Origin of the sequence: Micromonospora cremea, from assembly GCF_900143515.1 — a bacterium.
GTDB lineage: Bacteria > Actinomycetota > Actinomycetes > Mycobacteriales > Micromonosporaceae > Micromonospora > Micromonospora cremea.
In genome coordinates this window covers 1531466-1552833 of sequence record NZ_FSQT01000001.1, presented here as the reverse complement: position 1 = coordinate 1552833, position 21368 = coordinate 1531466, and the positions used below count along the sequence as shown (strand labels likewise).

Below are 21368 nucleotides of genomic sequence, written 5' to 3'. Positions count from 1 at the left end.
GTTGGTTGCTGCATGCAAGCATCTACCAATCTTGCGCACTCGGCAAGTTTGCGCATTGAGAAGCGCGTCACCCCACGTACCCTGAAAGCGATGGACGAGACCACCGGGCTACGGGAGCGCAAGAAGGCGGCCACCCGCCTCGCCCTGCACGAGGCGGCCCTACGCCTCGCCGCCGACCAGGGGCTCGACGCCGTGACCGTCGAGGCGATCGCCGACGCCGCGAACGTCTCCCGGCGGACGTTCTCCAACTACTTCTCGAACAAGGAAGAGGCGCTCTTCCACGGCGACACCACGCGGCTGCGCAGGCTGCTGCAGCTGATCCGCGAGCGGCCCGCCAACGAGCCGCCGTGGACGGCACTGAGCCGGGCAGCCGAACGCTTCACCGAGGAGGCGTTCGGCGATGGCGACCATTCCTGGCTGACCCAACGCCGGCAGCTACGCGGGCACCCCGGCCTGGCCGCGCACCAGGTCGCGGCGTACACCGCGATCGAGCGCGAGCTGGCCGGCGACCTCGCACACCGGCTCACCGGCGCCGACGTGGCGCTGCGCTCCCGCCTCCTGGCCGCGACCTTCCTGGCCATCCTGCGCGTCGCCGTCCAGCACTGGATCGACCACCCGGGCGGCCAACTGCTGCAGACCATCCGGACCGCACTCGCCGAAGTCGCTCCCCCGGCGACGGCCAGAACCGCCGGCGACTAGCGGCCGTTCCACCCCGTCGGCGCCATTCCAGCCGCCGGGCCGGAATGGCCGAAGCTCCCCTCTCCGCCCGTCAGGTTGGTCATGATCGAGGTGTGTCCAGGATGCCGGCCCTCGTGCGCCCCATGCTCGCGACCAGTGGCGCACTGCCTACCGGGTCCGGCTGGGCGTACGAGTTCAAGTGGGACGGGGTACGCGCGATCGGCTACGTCGCCGACGGGGTACGGCTGCTCAGCCGCAACGATCGTGACATCACTCGCGCTTATCCCGAACTGGGCGAACTCAGCCAGCTGTTGACCGGCCGGCAGGCGGTGCTGGACGGGGAGATCGTGGCACTCGACGGCAAGGGCCGGCCCGACTTCTCGGCACTCCAGCACCGGATGCACGTCCGCGCTCCGTCCGCCGGACTGGTCAGCACGACTCCGGTTAGGCTCTATGTGTTCGATCTTCTGCACCTCGATGGACGGGATCTGACGCCCCTGCCGTACGCCGACCGGCGCGCCGCCCTGGAGCAGTTGGAGCTGAGCGGGGAGAGCGTCGACACGCCGCCCTCCTGGACCGGCGACGCCGGCCGGGACCTGGCCACCGCGGCCGCCGACCTCGGCCTCGAAGGAGTCGTGGCCAAGCAGCTCGACTCGTCGTACGACCCTGGTCGCCGCTCGCCGGCGTGGGTCAAGGTGCCTCTCAACGACACCATCGAGGTCATCGTCGGGGGCTACAAGCCCGGCGCCGGCAGGCGGGCGGGCACGATCGGCTCCCTGCTGCTCGGCATGTACGACCCGAACGACACGTTGACGTACATCGGGCACGTCGGCACCGGCTTCACGCAGACCGCGCTGCGCGATCTCCAGCAGCGCCTGGACCCCCTACGCCGACCGGACCCGCCGTTCGGCTCTCCCGTGCCGCGGGAACACGCCCGGCACGCCGTCTGGGTCGACCCGGAGCTGGTCGGCGACGTCACCTTCCGGTCCTGGACGCCAGATCAGCGATTGCGCCACCCCTCGTGGAAAGGGCTGCGCAGCGACCGCGAACCAGCCGAGATCCGGCTACGACCCTGACCTGGAGAGGTCGGCCTTGAGCGGGGCGGGTGCGGTACGCAGAATGGTCCCGTGATCACCCTGGAGACCGACCGGTTGACCCTGCGCGGTTGGCGGAACGACGACCTCGACTCCCTGGCGGCCATCAACGCCGACCCGGAGGTGATGCGCTACATCATGGACGGCTCCGTGCGCGATCGCCGGCAGAGCGCTGACGGCTTGCAGAAGATGATCGCGAACTGGCAGGAGCGCGGATACGGCCTGTTCGCCGTGGAGGTTCGCGAGACCGGCGTGTTCGTCGGTTGGGCCGGGCTCGCGGTGCCCGACTTCCTGCCGGAGGTGATGCCGGCCGTGGAGATCGGGTGGCGGCTCGACCGACGGTCCTGGGGACATGGGTACGCGACAGAGGCGGCCACGGCGGCCCTGCGGTTCGGCTTCCTCGACCGCGGCCTGGACCGCATCATCAGCGTTCGCCACGTCGATAACGACAGGTCGGCGCGGGTCATGGAGAAGCTGGGACTCACGCGCGAATTCGACACTGTCGTACCGGGTCACGAACAGCCTGTCGCCGTTCATGCGATCACCCGCGACCAGTACCGCGCCCGGTCGGCGACTGACCCTCGGACGTTGCGACTCGGCGAACTGGGGCGCTAATCCACACGCTTGCCGAGGGAGAGCCCGGCGTCGGTGTAGCCGTGCCGACTGTAGAAGCGCACCGCATCGACGTTGCGGTGGTGGATGCCGGCCGACAGGTACCTGATTCCCCGGCTGGTCGCCCACCGTTCCGCCGCCGCCAGCAACGCTGATCCCACCCCGAGTCCCCTGGCTTCGGGCAAAGCACCACCGTGTGCACCTGGGCCGAAGGTTCAGGACGCAGGATCTGATGCTCCGGCGGATCGGCATGCCGCAGCACCTCGACCATCCCGACCACCTGGCCGCCATGAGCCTCAGCGACAAGGACACCATCCCGCCCGGCCCCGTCGGCAAGCATGGCCGCGAAATGGCACACCACCGCGTCACGCGGTGGCACGCGGTAGGTGGCAGCGTCGAGAGCAAGGTGCGCCTCGGCGTTGGCCAGGCGCAGCTGCACCAATGACGCAACATCCCCCAAGCGCGCTGGCCGAACCGTTGGCCGTGTCTCCTGCATCGTCCCGATCCTAGGGTCGACGCAGCCACCTCCGACGAGCCCACAACGACCTCGTCGACCTTATGTGCTGGGGGCCGGGCACCTGCCGACTGGACTGGTCGGAAATCGTCCAGGACATAACGGTGACCTCGGACAGTGCCGGCATCGTTCTCGCCGGTGACAGCCAGTACCACACGTTGATGCAGATCCCCGGCCTGGTCACCAGCCGCACCTACGTGACCGGTCCCAACCCGATGGCGGTAGCCGTGGGGGCCGACAATCAGCTCGCGCTCGGCGCGCAGAGCCCCAGCGGCTCTGACAACGACGTGTTCGGCTACGAGCAGACGGCCGACCAGGCGAGTTGGACGTACGACTTCGGGATGCGCCCGACCGCCTACAACGACGTTGCGCCCCGTGGACTCGCCTTCGCCGCGGGCAACGCCCGGCTGTACGCCGTGGTGACCGACAACGACGGATCCGACCCGGTGCTCCACACCCTCGTCCCGACCCCGTGACCGTACCGCCGCCCGTGTGCTGATCGTCCGGACCGGCGTGCGACCCGTGCGGTCCACGCCGGGCCGGGCGAGCGCGTACGAGGTCAGTGCTTGCGGCCCACCCCGCCGAAGGCGTCGATGTCGGCGGGCGTGTCGACCGCGTCGTCGGGTCGCCACTGCGGGCACGGCACGACGCCCGGCTCCACCAGCTCCAGGCCCTCGAAGAACCCGGCGATCTGGTCGGGTGAGCGCAGCGTGTACGGCGTCGCCCCGGTGTCGTTGTAGTCGTCTTGGGCCTGCTGCATCTCCGGGCTGAGAAGGCTGGTGCCGTCGTTGAGGGAGAGGTAACTGCCACTCGACAGCGGCGCCAGCAGCTGCCGCGTGATCGACCGGGCCGTCTCGTAGTCGGGCACGTGGCCCATGACGCCGCTGAGGATGAGGCCGATCGGCTGGTCGAAGTCCAACGTCTTGCCGGCCTCGTCGATGACCGCGGCAGGGTCGCGCAGATCGGCGTCGATGTAGGCGGTCCTGCCTTCGACCGCGCTGACCAGCAGCGCACGGGCGTGCACCAGCACCAGCGGGTCGCTGTCGACGTAGACGATCCGCGCGTCCGGCGCGATCCGCTGCGCCACCTCGTGGGTGTTGTTGGCCGTCGGCAGGCCCGTGCCGACGTCGAGGAACTGGCGGATGCCCGCCTCACCGGCGAGGAACGTGATCGAGCGGACCAGGAACTGCCGGGAGGCACGGGCAACGTCAACGACGCCGGGGAAGACCTGCCGATACTGGTCGCCAGCCGCACGGTCGACCGCGAAGTTGTCCTTGCCGCCGAGCCAGTAGTTCCAGATCCGCGCCGAATGCGGCACCGACGTGTCGATCCTCTGCTGGACGGCGTCCTCGCCAGCCTCGGGCCGGTCGGTCGCCTGCGAGTCCATGGTCACGACGAACCCCCTCATTTCGACTGCCTACACGAATCCGGTCACGGGACAGCCCTGTCGGGGAAGTAGCCGCCTGCAACCGTGCCACGGTATAGAAGGCAGGCAATCCGCGCCACCACCGGACCGGTCCGCTACCCGCCCTCTCACGGTGGCTTCCGGACTCCTCCGTGGTGCACAGGGCGGTCGTCACCTGGCTCCCGGTGAGCCGGAAGGCGCCGTCGTCGGGGGAAGACGCGCCAGCTCGAGGTCGGGTACGGATGCGAGATCCCGTCGGCGTGGCAGCAGCAGCGGGCTGGCGAGGATGAGCAGTCCCGCGACTGCGATAGCCGTGCGCACGCTGGTGGCGCTGGCGAGCAGCCCGCCCAGCGCGCCGAGGATGGCGATGGAGGCGCTGCTGCTGATCGACCAGGCCGACAGGGTGCGGACGATGCGGTCCTTGGGCGTGTGTTCAAGTCGATAGGTGGCGAGCACCGGGTTGTACAGGCTCATGCTGATGATGATCGCGAGCTCGACAGCCATCACCGTGGCGAGGCCGGCGACACCGGGCTGGACGAAGGTGAGGCCGATCAGCCAGATCGCCCGCAGCGTGCCGACGGTACGCAGGATCCGGTGTTGGCCATACCGCGCCACGACACCGCGGGCAAGGCGTGAGCCGATGAGTCCGCCGACGCAGGGCACGGCGAAGGCGAGGCCGTACTGCCAGGGTGGGAATCCGAGCTGGCGGAGCAGGAGCACGGCCAACAGCGGCTCCGTGGCCATGATCAGTCCGCCGACGAGCAGCTGGTTGAGGTAGAGCGCCCGCAGCCCGGGGTGGGTCAGGAGGTGTCGCCAGCCGTCGAGCAACTCGTTGGCCCGGACCCGTTGCCTGCCGGTCCGCCGCGGGTGTTCTTCCCGGCCGCCAATCGCCGTGATGCCCAGAGCGGAGAACAGATAGCTGAGTGCGTCGGCCACCACGGTGGTCACCGGCCCGAGCAGGCCGATCCCCGCGCCGCCCAGCGGCGGCCCGACGGCGATGGAGCTCCACGTCGTCGACTCGAACCGCGCGTTGGCCACGAGCAGGTCGTCCGGCCGGACGAGGGCCTTGAGGTAGGCGCCGCTGGCCGCATTGAAGGCGATCCTGGCCGCGGCGACGATGGCCGAGACGACCAGCAGCTGGACGAAGCTGAGCAGGCCGAAGGCATAGGCGACCGGGATCGTCATGATGACCGCGAACCGAGCCAGGTCCATCGCGATCATCACCGGTCGCTTGCGGCGAAACTCCACCCACGGCCCGAGCGGCAACGCGATCAGGGCCCCCACGGCCGGCCCCACCGCCGACAGTGCGGACACCTGGGCGGGGCTGGCGTCCAACACCAGCACGGCGATCAGCGGGAGCGCACCGAACCCCAGCCCCGAGCCATAGGCGCTGGCCGCGTAGGCAGCCCACAGCCATCCGAACTGCCGGCCCAGGGATCGTCTGCCCACGCTCCGCGCCTCCCCCTCGAACAACCCGCCGTTGATCGGTTGAGCAAAGCAGGGGCCGGGGAGAGGGTTCAAACAACTGAACTGGCGGCGAGCCACAACCAGATGTTGTGCGTGTGGCAGGCCGCTTCAAGCGGATCACGAGTACATCAGGTGCAGCGTCATCCCGGCGTCGGCGTGCGCCAGATTGTGGCAGTGGTTGGCCCACGTTCCTGGGTTGTCGGCCCGGAACGCCACCTCCCACACATCACCGGGGCGGACGTCGAAGGAGTCCAGCCACAGGGGACTGCCGGTCGCCGGCTCACCGTTACGGGACAGCACCAGGACGTGATGGCCGTGCAGATGCCACGGGTGCACGATCTGAGACCTGTTGACGATCGTGAACTTGACGATGTCGCCGAGGCGTACAACCTGCGACGGGATGTCCGGGTCGGCCGCGCCGTTGACGGTGTGGGCGTATCGCGGAAGCAGTCCGTGCAGGTCGAGGCCGCGGTCGAGAACGAGGGTGAACGTCCGGTCGACCCGGGACCACGGCACCGGAGAACCGACTCCGTAGGTGAGCGGATCCAGCACCGGCCACGCGCCGGTCGCCGCCGACACCGGTCCGGTCGAGTAGACCGCCCGTCCGTCGACGAACAGCGCCACCGGCGTGGGGGGTGCGGTGAACACCAGGTCGTAGCGGCCACCGGCCGGGATCAGCACGGCCGTGTCCACCAGGGGCGCCGGGCCCTGCAGGTCGTATCCGTCGATCGCGGCGACCCGGAACGGAGTCCCGGCCAGGGCGTAGCGGTGCGTCGTGCTGTCGGTGTTGATCAGCCGCAGCCGCACGGGCACGTCCGCCTCGACCGGCTCCACTTTCGGCTCGGGCAGCGGAAGGCCCGACAGCGTGTGCACGGGCACCGTGACGTCGACGCCGGTGACCGGCGCCGGGCGCACCACCAGGACACCGTAGAGGCCCATCCGCACGCCGACGTCGGAGACCGCATGCGTGTGGTACCAGTACGTCCCGACCTGGTCGGCGCGGAACCGGTAGACGAACTCCTGCCCGGGCAGCACCGCTGCCTGGGTCACGCCGGGCACCCCGTCCTGACTGTTCGGCACGTCGTACCCGTGCCAGTGCAGGGTGACGCCCCGCGCGATGTCCCGGTTGCGCAGCGTCACCTCGAGGACGTCGCCGGCGGTGGCGGTCAGCTCCGGCCCGGGAACCTGCGCGTTGAACGCCCACGCCTCGACGTCACGGCCACTCACGCTCACCGTGGCGGTCCCGGCCGTCAGAGCGAACCGCCTGGTCGGTTCGTCGGCGGTCCGCGCGAGCGGGTAATCATGATCATGGGGTACGCCGGACGCGGCTCCCGGGGCGACGGCCAGCCCGGTTCCGGTCAGCAGCGCCGCGACCGCCACCACCAGGGCCGCCCGGGACACCATCCGGGACGGGCGGGCGCCGAGGACGCGCCACGAGAGCGCGGTCGCCGCGACCACCCCGGCGACCGCGAGCAGTCCCACGCCCGCCGACGCCGGATAGCCGTACAGGAGCGTCACGAGCAGTGCGCCGCTCTGGGCGTACCCGGCGAAAAGAAGCGGGACCGCGACGGACCGGATGTCGCCCGGGGCCCGCAGCAGCCGCGGCCCGGCGACGACCACCGCCGCGAGCGACAGTGGGGCGGCGATGAGGACCTTCTCCCCCGCGAACCACCAGCCGGCACGGGCGAGCGCGATGATCGTGAACGCGCGGGCGAGCGTGGCGAGCAGCGCGAAGGCGGCCAGTCCCAGCGCGAGTGGGCGGCGCCGGGCGGCCGACGCGGCGCCGCCGCCCAGCCATGCGGCGGCTGCGAGGACCGCGATCACGAGGTCGACCGCGAGCAGCGAGCCGGTGGTCATGCCGGCTCCCCTTCCCGGACGGTCACCTGGGTGGCGCCCGCCGGCGCGGGGTCGGCCAGCGTTCGCGCTGCCCGGAGGATGCCGACCACGACGTGCACCGCGATGATTCCGTTGACCGCGTGCAGCCCGGCGATGGTCAGGCCGACCGGCGTGCTGGCGCTCGCGGCGTCGGTGGACCCGTTCGCGAGCATGGCGGTCAGCGCCTGTACGACGACGAGGCCGAGCGGCAGGGTCGTCAGTCCGATGAGCCGGCCCGGTGCCCTCGCCAGCGCGGCGAACAGGATGGTGAGCAGGGTGAGAACCGGGATGACCGCCGTCCCGTTGACGCTGTGCAGCGCGTACGCGCCGTCGCCCGCGGGCTTCGTGAACGCGCCCACGGCGGCGAAGACGAACTGCACAGCGAACGCGATGAGCAGCAGAGTGGTGACGACGACGAAGGCCTTGCGCATGGTGCTCTCCTAGAGGTGAGCCGAGGCCAGTGCCTGGGCGACGTGATCGGTGGCCGTGATCGCCCCGTACGCGACCAGCCGTACGAGGTCGGCGTCGTCCGGATGGGACAGCCGCCAGAGGGCGACGTCGCCGACGGTGACCGCGCTGGGCGCGAACGCCGCCAGCAGCGCGATGCGTGTTCCCACCCGATCCGCGCCCGGGACGTCCCGGACCAGGTCGACGGCCCAGTCCGAGGGCCGAGCCGGGTGCCGTCCGTCCTCCCAGCGCACCGTGGCCGAGACGGTCTGGCGCGCCACGTCGCCCAGCAGGTCTCCGCCGCGCAGGGCCGCGTTCCGCAACGCCGCGTACGCAGTGCCGACCGGGCTGTCCCCGGCCCAGGCCGGCGGGACCGTCGTGCCGGCCTCGAGGAGCGGGAGGCTGAGACCGGGCTCCTTCCGCTCCCGCGCCGTCCTGGCGTAGAGCCGGCCCCCGACCGACCGCACCACCGGGGAGCGCTGCAGGCCACCGGGCAGCAGATCCGGGTCGAGCAGCGCCGAGACACCCCGGTTGATGAAGTGGAAGGCGAGCAGGGTGCCGGTGAGCTCCGGGCCGTACGGGCTGGTCCAGGCGGCGGCTTTCGGGCTGCGGCTGGCCTCGGCCCAGGCGGCGAGTTCGGCGTGCCTCGGCTCCGCCGGCGTCCCGCCCCGTGCGATGACCTCGGCCAGCTCGTGCTCGCTGAGCGCGTGCAGCAGCATCACGTGGGCGTCGACGCAGAACCGGCAGCGGTTGGCCCGGGACACCGCCGACGCGACGAGTTCGCGTTCGACCCGGGACGCGTCCCCGGCGAGCAGGGCCTCGCGTATCAGCGCCCAGGTCGCGGCCAGCAACTCCGGCACGACCGAGAGCGCCTGGAAGGTGGGCACCGGCCCGAGGAACTCGTCCCGTAGCTGCCGGTAGACCGCCGCGGTGAGCCCGGTCGCCGACTTCGCGGGAGCGGGGGTGAAGAAGCGGTATGTCATGGGCTCGATGCTTGCCGCGGCGGGCCCGGAAAGCGTCGTGCCGCCGCAGACACTTGGCCACCCGCCGATACCGCGTCCGCGGTACACCCTATCTACCGCGAACGGGGGATGTTCCCCGCGAACGACCGTTCTACAGTTCGATCATGCGCCGTGACCTGCCGTACGCCCTCGGCGGCCTCGCCCTCGGCGTCCTCCTGCTCGCCAACTCCGCGCTCGCGCCGGACGCCGCACCGGTGCGGGCGGTCGACGTCGGCCTGATCCTGGCCATGGCGGTGGCCCTGGCGGCGTGCCGACGCTATCCGGTGGTGGCGTTGGTCGCGGTGAGCGGCGCCATGCTGGCCCTCCACGTGCGGGTGCACCCCGGGGTGTCCGCCGCGTTCCCCGTCCTCGGCGCGGTCTACGTCACCGCCTGGCGGGGGCACCGTGCGGCCGCCGCCCTGGCCAGCCTCGTCTTCCTCGGGGGCTTCCTGGCCCGCGACATCTCGGTCGCGCCCGCCGACCGGCCGGGCCAGCTGATCGTCGAGCGGACGTCCCTGCTGCTGGGCTGGTTCGTGGCGGCCAACGTCGCCGGGCTGGTCGCGCGGCAGCGCCGGGCGTATCTGGAGCAGGTCGAGCAGCGGGCGTTCGAGGCCGAACGCACCCGCGAGGAGATGGCGTTGCGTCGCGCCGGGGAGGAGCGCCTGCGCATCGCCCGGGACCTGCACGACTCGCTGACCCACAGCATCTCGGTGATCAAGGTGCAGGCCGGGATCGCCGTGCACCTGGCCCGCAAAAAAGGCGAGGAACCGTCGGCCACGCTGCTGGCGATCCAGGAGGCCAGCAGCGCCGCAATGCGGGAACTGCGCACCACGCTGGACGTCCTGCGCTCACCCACCGACGGAGACCCCGTCGGGCTGGCCCGGGTGGAGGAGCTCGCCGAGCGGACCCGGGCGGCCGGCGTACCGGTGCAGGTGACCGTCACCGGTCAGCCCCGGGACCTGCCCGCCGAGGTCGACCAGGCCGGGTACCGCGTCGTCCAGGAGGCCCTGACCAACGTGGCCCGCCACGCCGGCCCCGCCACCGCGCAGATCCACATCGAGTACGCCCCGGCGCAGCTGACCGTCTCGGTGGCCGATGACGGCTCGGCGTCGCCGGTCCGGCCGATCACACCGGGCGTGGGCCTGCGCGGCATGCGGGAACGGGTGACCGGACTGGGCGGCACCCTGCGGGCCGCCGCGCGCGACGACGGCGGTTTCGCGGTACGGGCCACGTTCCCCCTGGACGGTCCAACATGACCGAGCGCTTGCGCGAGGTCCGACCAGCTCAGTCCGCCACGGATCGTGGCGGCTCCGACCGGAGGGAGGAGTTGGCATGATCCGGGTCCTGCTCGCCGACGACCAGGCGCTGATGCGCGCCGGATTCCGCGCGTTGCTCGACGCCGAGGACGACCTGGAGGTCGTCGGCGAGGCGGCCGACGGCACATCGGCGGTCCACCTGGCGCGAAGCCTGCGGCCGGACGTCGTGCTGATGGACGTGCAGATGCCCGGACTCGACGGCATCGGAGCCACCCGGCGCATCGCCGCCGATCCGGACCTCGCCGCGGTCCGCGTCCTCATGCTCACCAACTACGGGCTCGACTCCTACGTGTTCGCCGCACTCCGCGCGGGCGCCAGCGGGTTCCTGCTCAAGGACGCCGACCCCGCCGACCTGCTGCAGGCCGTCGCCGTCGTGGCTCGCGGCGACGCGCTGCTCGCCCCGACTGTCACCCGTACGCTCATCAGCGAGTTCGTGGCCGGCCCACCACCGGCCGAGCCGGCGGCCGGACGCGACGTGCTGACCGCCCGCGAACAGGAGATCGTAGAGCTCGTCGCCCGGGGGCTCAGCAACGACGAGATCGCCTCGGGCATGGTGATCAGTCCGCTGACCGCCAAGACACACGTCAACCGGGCGATGACGAAGCTGCACTGCCGCGACCGCGCCCAGCTGGTCGTGTGGGCGTACGAGTCGGGACTGGTCACGCCGCGTCGCCGCTGACATGGGTTCGAGCGGTACGCCTTGGGCATGGCGCGGGACCTCGGGCGCGATGCCTTCCTGGCGAACCCGCCGCATCGGACGTCACGGGCGCGGTGCTGGACGCCCACGGCGGCTACAACGCCCGACCGGTAAATCCCGGCCGGCGCCCCGGAATCTCAGGCGCCCGGCAGGAGCTGGGCGGTGAGGGTGTGCGCCGTCACCGTGAGTTTGTCGATGTCCAGTCCGGTGCGGCCCATGAACACGAGCCCCTGCTGCGCGACGAGCAGTGCGCGTGCCGTCTCGATCGGGTCGGCATCGCCCGGCATGTCACCTTCGTCCTGGGCCCGCGCGACGCACTCGGCGACCAGGCTGGTGGTCGTCTCGTAGGTGCGCCTCGCCTCGGCCAGAACGTCGGGGTCGGTGGTGGCGAGCTCGTAGGTGCTGTTCGCCATGAGGCAGCCGCGCCGGGCGGCGGCTCCGCCCGGGTCGTTCACCGGTGCGGCCAGGAACGCCCGCAGGGCGTCCAGAGCGCGGGGCGTGGACGAGAGCATGTCCCGTAGATAGCCGCAGCTGGTCTCGTTGTAGCTGCGCAGCGCCCGGAGGAAGAGCTGGCGCTTGTCGCCGAAGGCGCCGTAGAGGCTGCCCTTGCCCAGCCCGCTGACGCGCATGAGGTCCTCGAGCGAGGTCGCCGCGTAGCCGGCGTCCCAGAACTGGTCCCGGACGGCGCGGAGCACCTGCTCCTCGTCGAACTTCCGCGGTCGTGCCATGTGACCAGCATAGCAATTCTTGACCGACCGGTCCATCACTGACGTATGGTGGACCGGTCGGTCAAGAACTCGGGTCACGTCGAAGGTGCGCCATGTCAAACATGATCAAAGAGACCACCGAACCGGGCGACACCCGCCGTACGGCCGAGGCCTTTCTCCAGCTTCTCGGCGGGGGCGACCCGGATCGCATCGCGGACGTCTTCGCCGACACCATCGACTGGTACGTGCCGGGCGACGCTGAGCTGCCCTGGACCGGACCGCGTACCCGCGCCTCCGAGGTGCCGGCGTTCTTCACGACGATGGGCTCGGCGTTCCGTCGTGGCCAGAGTGAGTACGCGGTGGACCGGATCGTGGTGGAGGGCACTGACGCGGTCATCGTCGCCACTGCCACACACACCTTCGCCCGCAGCGGCAAGCGCTTCACCACCCCGATGATCATGCATCTGACCATCGAGGAAGCGAAGATCGTGCGCTTGCACCTGTACGAGGACACCCACCTGGTCTCCCGGTCGTCCTCGATCTGACCAGTGGGCCTCCGGCCGCCGAGGTGGCAGGGAACGGCGTCACATTCCTGAAACCGCGCAATCACATAGTTGGGAAAAGATCATGAGGGTATTTCTTGCCGGCGCGTCCGGCGTCATCGGGCAGCGGCTCATTCCCCGGCTGGTTCAGGCGGGGCACGTGGTGGGTGGCATGACGCGCTCGTCCAGCAAGATGGAGTTGCTGGCGCAGCTCGGTGCCGAGCCGATCCTGTGTGACGTCTTCGACCGGGCCGCCCTGATCCAGGCCGTTCGTGACTTCGGACCGGACGTCATCCTGAACGAGCTGACCGATCTGCCGGACGAGGTGGAGAAGATCGGCGATCATGCGGAGCTGAACGCCCGGATCCGGACCGAGGGTAACCAGAACCTGATCGAGGCGGCACGGCAGAGCGGATCGCCGAAGATCCTGGCCCAGACCGTCGCCTGGCAGTTGCCGGACGGACCCGACGCCCTGGCTGTCGCCGAGCTGGAGCGTTCCGTTCTCGCCGCTGGCGGCGTCGTGCTCAGCTACGGACAGTTCTACGGGCCCGGCACCTACAACGAGCAGCAGATCCCCGCCGAGCCTCGCGTCCAGATCGACCGTGCCGCCGAGCGCACGGTGGAACTGCTGGATGCGCCGTCGGGCGTCGTCGTCATCACCGACTAACGACCGCGATCCGGCCGTTGAGCCGCGCTGAGTCCCGTTCGGGACAACGAGATTCCGGCTGACGACAGCCCGGCTCGGCGGCGGATCCGCCTCACCACCACCCATTCCTTGGCCGCCGCATTCGCGCGCGTGGCCGCTACCTGGAGCAGCTGTGTCCTCATCTCAGGCAACCATCGACGCGCCCACGGCCCGCCGGCGGCGCACTCTCCCGGCCGGACTGGCGCTCACGGGTACGGCGCTCGCGTTCACGAGCGTGTATCTCGCGGCAGGCGTGCTGACGCCCCTGCTGGTGGTCTATCGGCAGCAGTGGGAGTTCGCCCCGTCGCTGCTCACGCTGGCGTTCGCGGTCTACGCGATCGGCTTCCTCGCCGCCGTCCTCACGTTGGGGTCGCTGTCTGACCATGTCGGCCGGCGCCCGGTGCTCATCGGCGCTCTGGTCGTCCAGCTCGCGTCGAACGTGCTGTTTCTCGTCGCCCCCAACATCGAGTGGGTGATCGCCGGCCGCATCGTGCAAGGGGTGGCCAGCGGCGCGGCGACGGCCGCCTTCACCGCGGCGCTCGTCGAGCTCGCCCCGCCGAACAGGAAGAGACTGGGCACGATCCTCGGCAGTGTCGGCCTGACCGGCGGGCTGAGTGTCGGCTCCCTGCTGGCGGGCCTCGCCATCCAGCTCACGCCCGCGGCGAACTCCATCGTCTTCGCCGTCCTCGTCGTCCTCACGATTCTCGGCGCCGTCGTCATCGCCCTGTCTCCGGAAACCACGCCGCGGACCTCGGGTGCGCTGCGCTCGATGGTTCCGCGCGTCGCCATCCCGCCCGCCGCTCGAGCGGAATTCGCCGCCGCGGCACCCGTGGTCGCCGCCGTCTGGATGCTCGCAGGTCTCTCCGGCGGGCTGGCCCCGAGCATGGTTCGCAGCGTCTTCCATCTGGACAGCGGCCTGCTCAACGGCGTGGCCGGGTTCATCGCGCCGGCCGTATCGACCGTCGTCGGACTGACCTTCGCCCGCGTCGATCCTCGGCGGGCGATGACCATCGGTATCTACGCGTCCCTCGTCGGGGCCATCGGCATCATCGGCGGCGTGTTCGTCGAAAGCCTGGCCGTCATGATCATCGGGCAGGCACTCGCCGGTGTCGGCTTCGGCGCGTCCTTCACCGCAGCCCTGCGCCTCATCATCCCGCTCGCGGCGCACCAGCGCGCCGGAGCCGTCGGCGGAATCTACGTCGTGTCGTACGTCGCCTTCGGGCTACCCATCGTCATCGAGGGGCAGCTCGCCGGCCCGATCGGCGAGGTGCCGGCAGTCGTCTGCTGCACCGCGCTGACCGTGCTCCTCGCGCTCGTCAGCCTCGTCGCCCAGACCCGCATCAGACGCGGCGCCGCGGACTCGGGACGCACCGCAGGCAACTGAACAAGGCAGCCCGGGGCGGAGGTGATGATCACCACCTCCGGCGAACTCTCCCGTTACGGAAGAGTAGCGTCGTCGCCGGTCGTCGAGGGTGGGCAACCCCTTCGGCGAACTGTTGCGTCCTGGGCGATGAGGCCCAGGGGCCGGATGCGAGCCGGCCGTCGCTGATCCGTGAGTAGCTGCCGGTGTCCGACCCAGGACACCGGCTGTGCGCGCCCGTCCGGCGTGCCCTGAGTGGAAATGGCCGTATGTCTTCCGTGCTGTCCGCAGTTTCCCGTACGCGCCTGTCCCGCCCGTCCTGGCTGTCGCCGAAGGTGTTCCGCACCGAGGTCCTCGCCGGCCTGGTCGTCGCCCTGGCGCTGATCCCGGAGGCGATCTCCTTCTCGATCCTGGCCGGGGTCGACCCTCGGGTGGGGCTGTTCGCCTCGTTCACGATGGCGGTCACCATCGCGATCTGTGGCGGCCGGCCGGCGATGATCTCGGCAGCCACCGGCGCCATCGCGCTCGTGGTCGCACCCCTGGTCAAGGCGCACGGCCTGGACTACCTGATCGCGGCGGTGATCCTCGGCGGTGCGATCCAGGTCCTGCTCGCGGTGCTCGGCGTGGCGAAGCTGATGCGCTTCATTCCCCGCAGCGTCATGGTCGGGTTCGTCAACGCCCTGGCGATTCTGATCTTCGCTGCCCAGGTGCCGCACCTGCTCGGCGTGCCGTGGCTGGTCTATCCACTCGTCGCGGCGGCCTTGGCGATCATGGTCGGCCTGCCGCGACTCACCAGGGCCGTCCCGGCGCCGCTGGTCGCGATCGTGGTGCTGACGGTGGTCACTGTGTTCGCCGGGGTTGCCGTACCGACGGTCGGTGACGAGGGTGCCCTGCCGGACAGCCTGCCCACCCTCGGCCTGCCGCAGATTCCGTGGACCCTCCACACCCTCACCCTGATCGCCCCCTACGCCGTGGGGATCGCGCTGGTCGGGCTGATGGAGTCGCTGATGACCGCCAAGCTGGTCGACGACATCACCGACACCCGGTCCAACAAGACGCGTGAGTCCTGGGGCCAGGGCGTCGCCAACATGGTCACCGGCTTCTTCGGCGGCATGGGTGGCTGCGCCATGATCGGCCAGACAATGATCAACGTGAAGGCGTCCGGCGCCCGTACCCGGCTGTCGACGTTCCTGGCCGGCGTGTTCCTGCTGGTCCTGGTCGTGGCGCTCGGCGACGTGGTCGCGGTCATTCCGATGGTCGCCCTGGTCGCCGTGATGATCATCGTGGCAGTGTCGACGTTCGACTGGCACTCGGTCGCGCCGAAGACGTTGAAGCGGATGCCGTACGGCGAAACTGTCGTCATGGTGGCCACCGTGGCCACCACCCTGGCCACCCACAACCTTGCCGTCGGCGTCGTCGTCGGTGTGCTCACCGCCATGGTCATCTTCGCTCGCCGGGTCGCCCACCTGGTCGAGGTCACCAGCGTCCTCGACCCGGACGGCACCACCCGGATCTACTCCGTGCACGGTGAGCTGTTCTTCGCCTCCAGCAACGACCTGGTCGGCCAGTTCGACTACGCGAACGACCCCGGGCACGTGGTCATCGACATGAGCCGCGCCCACGTCTGGGATGCCTCGTCCGTCGCCGCCCTCGACGCGATCACCAGCAGGTACGCCACCCGCGGCAAGACCGTCGAGATCGTCGAGCTGAACAAGCCCAGCGCCCGCATCCACGACACCCTCACCGGCCAGCTCGGCGTTGGCCACTGATGGTCACCACCAGCCGGGAGAACGGGCCGGAGCACACCTCCGCCCCGGCTACCTGCCGCCTGATGCAGATCGGGGAAGCAGCCGAGCGGATCGGGTTGAGCATTCGGACCATCCGCCACTACGAGGAAGTCGGCCTGATCGTCCCCTCCGCGCGCAGCGAGGGCGGCTTCCGCCTCTACACCGAGCCTGACCTCAGCCGGCTCGCCGTGGTCAAGCGGATGAAGCCCCTCGGGTTCACCCTCGACGAGATGCGGGACCTGCTCACCGTCCTCGATGCGCTCGACACCGCCACCGGCGCCGACCGCGCCGCCCTGCTCGACCGCCTCGCCATGTTCGAGACCGCCGCCACCGCCCGCGTCACCGCACTGCGCGACCAGCTCGCCATGGCCGAGGCCTTCGCCGGGACGCTCTGCGGCAAGCTCGACCACCACAGCGGCCACTGCGCGGGTCCGGCTCAGCCTGGTCAATCTGGGGTGATGAGCGGGGCGTAGTCGGCGCGGGTGAGCGGTTGTTCGGACAGCAGACCGTCGGCGCGGGGCACGGCGAGTGGCCTGCCGTCGCGCAGGAACACCACGGTGGTGACATCGTCGCGACTGGTGAGAGTGCAGACGATCTGCCCGAAGGCGAGGACCTCGTCGCTGCGGCCAGCGTCGTCGTCGGGTTCGTCGACCGCGACGCGGGCCTGCGTGCCGGTCGCTGTCGCACCGGTGGCGTCGACCGCTCCCGGCAGCGCGCTGGTCAGGTCGCTGTCGCGTTCGGCCGTACCTGGCCCGGCGAGTAGATGCCGCAGGTGATCCTCGACCGTGGGTGGGCGGTCGACGTGCCGGACCACCGAGACGATGCGGTTGTCGCGGACGAGGCAGAGCGTCTCGTCCGCACGGCCGGCCGGTGCCGTGGTGTCGACGGGGGCAGCGCTGCGGACCCCCCACGGGGGCACCACCGTTCGGGGGGTGTCGTCGGTGGGCACGCCGCAGCCGGTCAGCAACGCGACGAGTGCCAGTGGGGCGACGTGGCGGTGGTTCATGGCAGGCTCTCCGGCAGGGTGACGCGGAAGCGGGCGCCTCCGCCGGGGCGGTCGGTGACGGTGGCGTGCCCGCGGTGCGCCGCCGCGTGCTGGGCGACCAGCGCGAGTCCGAGACCGGTGCCGTCGCCGGCGCCGCGCGTGTGGGCGGCTCGCCCCCGGACGAAGCGGTCGAAAATCGCCTCCCGGTCCTCGATGGACACACCCGGGCCGTCGTCCTCGACCTCGATGACGCCGACGTCACCGTCGCGGCTCAACCGGACGCTCGCGGGGCCGCCCCCGTAGGTCACGGCGTTGTCGAGCAGGTTGGCCAGGATCTGCGCGATACGCCGCCGCTCGACCCGCCACGTCGCCGGTGCGTCCGCCGCGAGGTGGACGAGCGAGGCCGGCAGGTCGAGAGCACGGCAGGCATCCCGGGCCAGCCCCACCACGTCCACGGGGCCCCGATGGGCTGGCTGGTCGCTCCGAGCCAGGTCGATCAGGTCGTTGACGAGCCGTTGGAACCGGTTGATCTCGTCGGCGACGAGCCCGGCGGCGATGGCGGTTCGTTCGTCCTGGTGCTCCCGGCGACGCGCCAGGACGCTGGCCGCCGCGGCGAGGGTCTGCAGAGGTGAGCGCAGTTCGTGACTGACGTCGGCGGCGAAGCGGCGGTCCCGCTCGATGCGATGGGCGAGCTGGTCGACCATCTGGTTGAACGAGGAGGACAGACGCGTCAGGTCGGGGTCGGTGGCCGGGTCGAGGCGGGCGGTGAAGTCGCCGGCGGCGATCTTCTCGGCGGCGTCGGCGACGGCCGTCAAGGGGCGCAGCCCGTGCCGGGTCGCGTACCAGCCGAGGGCCGCGCCGGATCCGGCGACCATGATCGCGACGGTGGTCAACGCGAGTGACAGGACCTGGAACGTCTGCTCCAGCTCGCGCAGAGAGTTGACCTCGAAGTACGTCGCCGTCGCGGACAGGGGCACCCCGACCACCAGGGCGGGTTGACCGTCGACGCGTACGCGCTGCACCGCCGGCTCCCCGGAGGCGACGGCCCGTCGCAGGGCGGTGGGTATGGCGGTGGTGGTGCCGGGGTCGGCGGTCCGGGCGTACCACTCGCCGTCCAGATGCAGCACGGGCCGCCGGCTGCCGCCCGTGTCCAGCGACCGAAGCACCTCCACCACGTCGGGGGTATCGGTGTCCAGCCCGGCACGGACGACGGCGGCGTCGAAGTAGGCGGCGCGCAGGGCGGTGCGTTCCCGCTCGTCCATGAGGGAGCGACGGGTCAGCTCGTACGACACCAGGGCCATCGACGCGGCGAGCAGGAGCGCTCCGATGGCGAACGCGGCGGTGACCCGGGTGCGCAGTCCGAGGCGTCTCATCGCTGCAGCTTGTAGCCCAGGCCCCGCAGCGTGACCAGGTGCCGGGGGGTCGCCGGGTCCGACTCGATCTTCTGCCGCAGCCGGCCGACATGCACGTCGACCAGCCTCTCGTCACCGCTGTCGTAGCCCCAGACCCGTTGCAGCAGCTGCTGGCGGGACAGCACCCGGCCGGCGTGTTCGGCCAGCTCGCACAGCAGCCGGAACTCGGTGCGCGTGACCGGTACGGGCTGGCCGGCGCGGCGTACCTCTCCCCCATCGGGGCTGATCTCCAGCTCGCCGAATGCGAGCACGGGCACGGGCTCCGGCGCCGATCCCGCGACGCCGGCACGGGCGCGGCGGCGCAGGGCGCGCAGCCGGGCGGTCAGTTCCTTGATCGCCACCGGCTTGACGACGTAGTCGTCGGCCCCAGCTTCGAGGGCGGCGACGATGTCGTGGGTGTCGTCGCGGGCGCTGACCACCACGACCGGCACGTCGTCGTCACGGCGCAGGTGCCGGATGCACTCAAAGCCGTCGATGCCGGGCAGCATCAGGTCCACCAACACGTAGTCCGCCGGATTGCGGCGCTGGACGCGCAGGCCCTCCTCAGCCGTGGCCGCGCCCACAGCGTCGTAGCCCTCGTCCTCGAGTGCGAGCAGCAGCGCCAGGCGGATACGGTCGTCGTCCTCGATCACCAGTACGGCCGTCATACCCGGCATCATCCCCAGGCCACCGACCACGCGGCCAACCGTGCCGGCCGGCTGGCGGATTTGTCACGCAACTGTCATAGATCCGCGTGGTGACCGCCAAGCCGGCACGGCACGGTCGTAAGCGACCGGTCCGGAAAGGGAAGGGGTACGCCCGTGACAGGACCACCAGCACCTACGCCGTGCACGTTGCCGCTGGTCGAGGTACGCGTCACCGAACTCGACCGGGCCTGCCTGCCGGCGGCCGGAGCCGTGTTCGACCGGTTGCTTGCCTTGGATCCCGCGCAGGTCGTGGTCGACCTGTCCAGGTGCCGGCACATCGATGCCGCTGCCATCGGCCTGCTGCTCGAGGTGCACCGGCGGCTGGCCCGTACCGCCGGGGTCCTCACCATCCGCAACCCGAACCCCCGCATCCGGCGGATCCTGCACACTGCCCGTCTGGACCAGGTCCTGCCGATCGTCACCGATCCCCCGTCGTCAGCGCCAGGCACTCCGGCGACGGGACAAGAACCCGCCTCGGCGCAGCCGGCTCTGGTCGCCCATGGCCGAGCATCCGTGGCCACCTCTCAGTGACGAGCCCGCCAGGTCGTCGTCCTGGCCACCACCGGGCGGGACCGCCGCGCCGGCGCCTGACACGTCGAGCGCGGGAGCCGGACCACCGCCGCAGCCCCACCCCGAAAGCCGTGCCCGCCGAACCGACGGACGCGGGCCCAGGAAGGACCAGCAGAATGACCGTCGTCCCGGACGATCACCTGATGACACTGATCTGCGACACCTGCGGCGACTCCATCAGGGCCACCGCGTGTGTGCTCCCCGACGCCGAGGTCGTCTGGACCCTGGTGTCCGAACACGGCTGGAGTGGCTCCCCGTTCGCCACCGGCCCGCACCGCTGCCCGCACTGCAGCCTGCTGCCGATCCCTGGTGGCGGTCACGCGTCGTACGACAACCACGGTCCCGGCGGCATCCTCGGCATCGACCATCTCGACGACCTGACCGTCGCCGCCACCGGTGACGTCGATCTCGACACCGGTGACAGCCTGCGCGCCGCCCTGCGTCACGCGGCCGAGGTGGAAGGACACCTCGTGGTCGACCTGACCCGAGTGCACCTCATCGACTCCATCGACCTCGGTCTGCTCGTCCGCGCCCACCGCGAGGCCCGCGACCGCGGCGTCACGCTGTGCCTGGCCGCGCCGTCGCGGTTCGTCCGCACCGTCCTGCACACCATGCGTCTGGACCGGGCCTTCCCTGTCTTCGAGAGCCGCGACGAGGCCCTCGCCCAACTGTCCCAGGGCCCGGTGTCCGGCCACACGGCCTCCACTGCGACGGCCGCCCGATCCTGATCGACGCCGACCCTCGTCACCGGCAGCGACAACCGACACCTGAGGAGAGCGCATGACCATCACCGGCCTCGTCACCGCGCTCCTCGTCGGCGTCACCATCGGCCTGCTCGGCAGGCTCATCATCCCAGGACGTCGGGAGGCCCCGATGTGGCTGACCGTGGCCGTCGGGGTCGTCGCGGCGCTGGCCGGCACCATCGTCGCCCGTCTCGCGGGCGTCGACACCCACGCCCTCAACCTCCTGGCCGTGATCATCGAGGTCGGTCTCGCCGGCATCGCCGTGGTGCTGGTCGTCGCCACCGCCAGCTCAGAACGCTCCGACTCCACGTGAATCCGAGACGAGACAGCGCCGGCACCGGAAGGCCATCCGGCAGCACGGCCAGCACTCCGGACCTGGCCCGCCCACGATCAAGGAGCTCACGTGTACATGCCCTGGCCACTACCCGACGAGAACTGGTTCGCCGACGCCTCGAACCAGTTCGAGCAGGACCGCGAGGACGTGCGGATCGAGGCGCTGGTCGCGCAGCGGCTGAGCGTCGACTGGACGACACGGCGCCAGCAGATCAGCGTCTGCGTACAGAACCGGGTCGTCATCCTCACCGGCGTGGTGAGCGACTCGGAGACGCGGCAGGTCGCCGCGGAACTCGCCTACGACGTGCCCGGTGTCTTCGACGTCTGCAACACACTGCGGCTCAGCGGTCAGCGGCGTAGCCGGCGGTGACCGAGGATCACCACCCGCCGTGACGCCTCGACCCGCGTGAACCGGGGCGGTGGGACCGCAGCCACGGGGGCACAGCCGCGTC

Annotated in this window: 26 protein-coding genes; 16 read left to right on the top strand and 10 right to left on the bottom strand. The window is 70.9% G+C overall.

Features of this window, described 5'->3' with window-relative positions; translation table 11 throughout:
• Positions 1 to 90: 90 nt before the first annotated feature.
• The 3 genes from BUS84_RS07070 (at position 91) to BUS84_RS07060 (ending at position 2387) form a co-directional block, all read left to right on the top strand.
• The gene (locus BUS84_RS07070) at positions 91 to 699 is read left to right on the top strand and encodes a TetR/AcrR family transcriptional regulator (RefSeq protein ID WP_074309815.1); all 609 of its coding nucleotides are present in this window, start codon (positions 91 to 93) and stop codon (positions 697 to 699) included.
• A gap of 101 nt (positions 700 to 800) precedes the next feature.
• On the top strand, positions 801 to 1754 hold the full coding sequence (ligD, locus tag BUS84_RS07065; RefSeq protein ID WP_244298413.1) for a non-homologous end-joining DNA ligase: 954 nt from the start codon (positions 801 to 803) through the stop codon (positions 1752 to 1754).
• A gap of 75 nt (positions 1755 to 1829) precedes the next feature.
• Positions 1830 to 2387 (top strand): GNAT family N-acetyltransferase, encoded by a 558-nt coding sequence (locus tag BUS84_RS07060; RefSeq protein WP_244298412.1) that lies wholly within the window; start codon positions 1830 to 1832, stop codon positions 2385 to 2387.
• Here BUS84_RS07060 and BUS84_RS07055 read toward each other — a convergent pair.
• Positions 2384 to 2569: a GNAT family N-acetyltransferase gene (locus BUS84_RS07055; RefSeq protein WP_084757266.1), complete on the bottom strand. Its 186-nt coding sequence runs from the start codon at positions 2567 to 2569 to the stop codon at positions 2384 to 2386. The two genes, BUS84_RS07060 and BUS84_RS07055, sit on opposite strands and share 4 nt — an antisense overlap.
• A 47-nt stretch (positions 2570 to 2616) precedes the next feature.
• Here BUS84_RS07055 and BUS84_RS07050 point away from each other — a divergent pair, with 47 nt between their 5' ends.
• Positions 2617 to 2829 (top strand): hypothetical protein, encoded by a 213-nt coding sequence (locus BUS84_RS07050; protein WP_074309813.1) that lies wholly within the window; start codon positions 2617 to 2619, stop codon positions 2827 to 2829.
• Between the two features lie 173 nt (positions 2830 to 3002).
• Positions 3003 to 3374 carry a hypothetical protein gene (locus BUS84_RS07045; protein WP_074309811.1) on the top strand — a complete coding sequence of 124 codons (372 nt, stop codon included), beginning with the start codon at positions 3003 to 3005 and terminating at the stop codon, positions 3372 to 3374.
• An 83-nt stretch (positions 3375 to 3457) separates the two neighbouring features.
• Here the strand turns inward: BUS84_RS07045 and BUS84_RS07040 are convergent, their stop codons facing one another.
• The 5 genes from BUS84_RS07040 to BUS84_RS07020 form a co-directional block, all read right to left on the bottom strand.
• Positions 3458 to 4306, bottom strand: coding sequence for an SAM-dependent methyltransferase (locus BUS84_RS07040; protein WP_244298411.1), 849 nt, complete (start codon positions 4304 to 4306; stop codon positions 3458 to 3460).
• A 168-nt stretch (positions 4307 to 4474) separates the two neighbouring features.
• Positions 4475 to 5752, bottom strand: a complete 1278-nt coding sequence (locus BUS84_RS07035; protein ID WP_074309809.1) for an MFS transporter — start codon at positions 5750 to 5752, stop codon at positions 4475 to 4477.
• 135 nt (positions 5753 to 5887) lie between these two features.
• Positions 5888 to 7627 (bottom strand): multicopper oxidase family protein, encoded by a 1740-nt coding sequence (locus BUS84_RS07030; RefSeq protein WP_074309806.1) that lies wholly within the window; start codon positions 7625 to 7627, stop codon positions 5888 to 5890.
• The gene (locus BUS84_RS07025; RefSeq protein ID WP_074309804.1) at positions 7624 to 8076 is read right to left on the bottom strand and encodes a DUF6220 domain-containing protein; all 453 of its coding nucleotides are present in this window, start codon (positions 8074 to 8076) and stop codon (positions 7624 to 7626) included. The genes BUS84_RS07030 and BUS84_RS07025 overlap by 4 nt, the downstream gene beginning before the upstream one ends.
• Before the next feature lie 9 nt (positions 8077 to 8085).
• The gene (locus tag BUS84_RS07020) at positions 8086 to 9075 is read right to left on the bottom strand and encodes a carboxymuconolactone decarboxylase family protein (RefSeq protein WP_074309802.1); all 990 of its coding nucleotides are present in this window, start codon (positions 9073 to 9075) and stop codon (positions 8086 to 8088) included.
• Between the two features lie 143 nt (positions 9076 to 9218).
• On the opposite strand from BUS84_RS07020, the gene BUS84_RS07015 reads away from it, so the two are divergent.
• Both BUS84_RS07015 and BUS84_RS07010 read left to right on the top strand, forming a co-directional pair.
• On the top strand, positions 9219 to 10349 hold the full coding sequence (locus BUS84_RS07015) for a sensor histidine kinase (protein ID WP_074309800.1): 1131 nt from the start codon (positions 9219 to 9221) through the stop codon (positions 10347 to 10349).
• Positions 10350 to 10425: 76 nt separating this feature from the next.
• Positions 10426 to 11088, top strand: a complete 663-nt coding sequence (locus tag BUS84_RS07010) for a response regulator (RefSeq protein ID WP_074309798.1) — start codon at positions 10426 to 10428, stop codon at positions 11086 to 11088.
• Positions 11089 to 11243: 155 nt separating this feature from the next.
• Here BUS84_RS07010 and BUS84_RS07005 read toward each other — a convergent pair whose 3' ends face one another.
• Positions 11244 to 11834 carry a TetR/AcrR family transcriptional regulator gene (locus BUS84_RS07005; protein WP_074309796.1) on the bottom strand — a complete coding sequence of 197 codons (591 nt, stop codon included), beginning with the start codon at positions 11832 to 11834 and terminating at the stop codon, positions 11244 to 11246.
• Positions 11835 to 11926: 92 nt separating this feature from the next.
• On the opposite strand from BUS84_RS07005, the gene BUS84_RS07000 reads away from it, so the two are divergent.
• From BUS84_RS07000 to BUS84_RS06980, 5 genes are all read left to right on the top strand, one after another.
• Entirely contained in the window at positions 11927 to 12358 is a 432-nt protein-coding gene (locus BUS84_RS07000) for a nuclear transport factor 2 family protein (protein WP_208869537.1), read from the top strand.
• Positions 12359 to 12440: 82 nt separating this feature from the next.
• Positions 12441 to 13022, top strand: a complete 582-nt coding sequence (locus BUS84_RS06995; protein WP_074309791.1) for an NAD-dependent epimerase/dehydratase family protein — start codon at positions 12441 to 12443, stop codon at positions 13020 to 13022.
• A 151-nt stretch (positions 13023 to 13173) separates the two neighbouring features.
• Positions 13174 to 14424, top strand: a complete 1251-nt coding sequence (locus BUS84_RS06990) for an MFS transporter (RefSeq protein ID WP_280175101.1) — start codon at positions 13174 to 13176, stop codon at positions 14422 to 14424.
• 245 nt (positions 14425 to 14669) lie between these two features.
• The gene (locus tag BUS84_RS06985; RefSeq protein WP_074309789.1) at positions 14670 to 16169 is read left to right on the top strand and encodes a SulP family inorganic anion transporter; all 1500 of its coding nucleotides are present in this window, start codon (positions 14670 to 14672) and stop codon (positions 16167 to 16169) included.
• Between the two features lie 62 nt (positions 16170 to 16231).
• Complete coding sequence (locus BUS84_RS06980; RefSeq protein WP_074312244.1) at positions 16232 to 16660, top strand: MerR family transcriptional regulator; 429 nt, start codon at positions 16232 to 16234, stop codon at positions 16658 to 16660.
• Here BUS84_RS06980 and BUS84_RS06975 read toward each other — a convergent pair.
• The 3 genes from BUS84_RS06975 to BUS84_RS06965 are packed head-to-tail and all read right to left on the bottom strand — an operon-like array spanning position 16633 to position 19231.
• Positions 16633 to 17193, bottom strand: coding sequence for a GerMN domain-containing protein (locus BUS84_RS06975; RefSeq protein WP_074309787.1), 561 nt, complete (start codon positions 17191 to 17193; stop codon positions 16633 to 16635). The two genes, BUS84_RS06980 and BUS84_RS06975, sit on opposite strands and share 28 nt — an antisense overlap.
• On the bottom strand, positions 17190 to 18545 hold the full coding sequence (locus BUS84_RS06970) for a sensor histidine kinase (protein ID WP_074309785.1): 1356 nt from the start codon (positions 18543 to 18545) through the stop codon (positions 17190 to 17192). The genes BUS84_RS06975 and BUS84_RS06970 overlap by 4 nt, the downstream gene beginning before the upstream one ends.
• Positions 18542 to 19231: a response regulator transcription factor gene (locus BUS84_RS06965; protein WP_074309783.1), complete on the bottom strand. Its 690-nt coding sequence runs from the start codon at positions 19229 to 19231 to the stop codon at positions 18542 to 18544. The genes BUS84_RS06970 and BUS84_RS06965 overlap by 4 nt, the downstream gene beginning before the upstream one ends.
• Before the next feature lie 186 nt (positions 19232 to 19417).
• On the opposite strand from BUS84_RS06965, the gene BUS84_RS06960 reads away from it, so the two are divergent.
• From BUS84_RS06960 to BUS84_RS06945, 4 genes are all read left to right on the top strand, one after another.
• Entirely contained in the window at positions 19418 to 19801 is a 384-nt protein-coding gene (locus BUS84_RS06960; protein WP_425293442.1) for an STAS domain-containing protein, read from the top strand.
• A gap of 155 nt (positions 19802 to 19956) precedes the next feature.
• Positions 19957 to 20568 carry an STAS domain-containing protein gene (locus BUS84_RS36565; RefSeq protein WP_084757265.1) on the top strand — a complete coding sequence of 204 codons (612 nt, stop codon included), beginning with the start codon at positions 19957 to 19959 and terminating at the stop codon, positions 20566 to 20568.
• A gap of 52 nt (positions 20569 to 20620) precedes the next feature.
• On the top strand, positions 20621 to 20896 hold the full coding sequence (locus BUS84_RS06950; RefSeq protein WP_074309779.1) for a transglycosylase: 276 nt from the start codon (positions 20621 to 20623) through the stop codon (positions 20894 to 20896).
• Between the two features lie 90 nt (positions 20897 to 20986).
• Positions 20987 to 21286 carry a BON domain-containing protein gene (locus BUS84_RS06945; protein WP_074309777.1) on the top strand — a complete coding sequence of 100 codons (300 nt, stop codon included), beginning with the start codon at positions 20987 to 20989 and terminating at the stop codon, positions 21284 to 21286.
• Positions 21287 to 21368 lie beyond the last annotated feature (82 nt).

What these genes read in the sequence shown, in the direction of transcription:
- BUS84_RS07070 (WP_074309815.1), top strand. Translation starts at nt 91, where the DNA reads ATGGACGAGACCACCGGGCTACGGGAGCGCAAGAAGGCGGCCACCCGC.
- ligD (WP_244298413.1), top strand. Translation starts at nt 801, where the DNA reads ATGCCGGCCCTCGTGCGCCCCATGCTCGCGACCAGTGGCGCACTGCCT.
- BUS84_RS07050 (WP_074309813.1), top strand. Translation starts at nt 2,617, where the DNA reads ATGCTCCGGCGGATCGGCATGCCGCAGCACCTCGACCATCCCGACCAC.
- BUS84_RS07040 (WP_244298411.1), bottom strand. Translation starts at nt 4,306, where the DNA reads ATGAGGGGGTTCGTCGTGACCATGGACTCGCAGGCGACCGACCGGCCC.
- BUS84_RS07030 (WP_074309806.1), bottom strand. Translation starts at nt 7,627, where the DNA reads ATGACCACCGGCTCGCTGCTCGCGGTCGACCTCGTGATCGCGGTCCTC.
- BUS84_RS07025 (WP_074309804.1), bottom strand. Translation starts at nt 8,076, where the DNA reads ATGCGCAAGGCCTTCGTCGTCGTCACCACTCTGCTGCTCATCGCGTTC.
- BUS84_RS07020 (WP_074309802.1), bottom strand. Translation starts at nt 9,075, where the DNA reads ATGACATACCGCTTCTTCACCCCCGCTCCCGCGAAGTCGGCGACCGGG.
- BUS84_RS07015 (WP_074309800.1), top strand. Translation starts at nt 9,219, where the DNA reads ATGCGCCGTGACCTGCCGTACGCCCTCGGCGGCCTCGCCCTCGGCGTC.
- BUS84_RS07010 (WP_074309798.1), top strand. Translation starts at nt 10,426, where the DNA reads ATGATCCGGGTCCTGCTCGCCGACGACCAGGCGCTGATGCGCGCCGGA.
- BUS84_RS07005 (WP_074309796.1), bottom strand. Translation starts at nt 11,834, where the DNA reads ATGGCACGACCGCGGAAGTTCGACGAGGAGCAGGTGCTCCGCGCCGTC.
- BUS84_RS07000 (WP_208869537.1), top strand. Translation starts at nt 11,927, where the DNA reads ATGTCAAACATGATCAAAGAGACCACCGAACCGGGCGACACCCGCCGT.
- BUS84_RS06995 (WP_074309791.1), top strand. Translation starts at nt 12,441, where the DNA reads ATGAGGGTATTTCTTGCCGGCGCGTCCGGCGTCATCGGGCAGCGGCTC.
- BUS84_RS06985 (WP_074309789.1), top strand. Translation starts at nt 14,670, where the DNA reads ATGTCTTCCGTGCTGTCCGCAGTTTCCCGTACGCGCCTGTCCCGCCCG.
- BUS84_RS06980 (WP_074312244.1), top strand. Translation starts at nt 16,232, where the DNA reads ATGCAGATCGGGGAAGCAGCCGAGCGGATCGGGTTGAGCATTCGGACC.
- BUS84_RS06975 (WP_074309787.1), bottom strand. Translation starts at nt 17,193, where the DNA reads ATGAACCACCGCCACGTCGCCCCACTGGCACTCGTCGCGTTGCTGACC.
- BUS84_RS06970 (WP_074309785.1), bottom strand. Translation starts at nt 18,545, where the DNA reads ATGAGACGCCTCGGACTGCGCACCCGGGTCACCGCCGCGTTCGCCATC.
- BUS84_RS06965 (WP_074309783.1), bottom strand. Translation starts at nt 19,231, where the DNA reads ATGACGGCCGTACTGGTGATCGAGGACGACGACCGTATCCGCCTGGCG.
- BUS84_RS36565 (WP_084757265.1), top strand. Translation starts at nt 19,957, where the DNA reads ATGACCGTCGTCCCGGACGATCACCTGATGACACTGATCTGCGACACC.
- BUS84_RS06950 (WP_074309779.1), top strand. Translation starts at nt 20,621, where the DNA reads ATGACCATCACCGGCCTCGTCACCGCGCTCCTCGTCGGCGTCACCATC.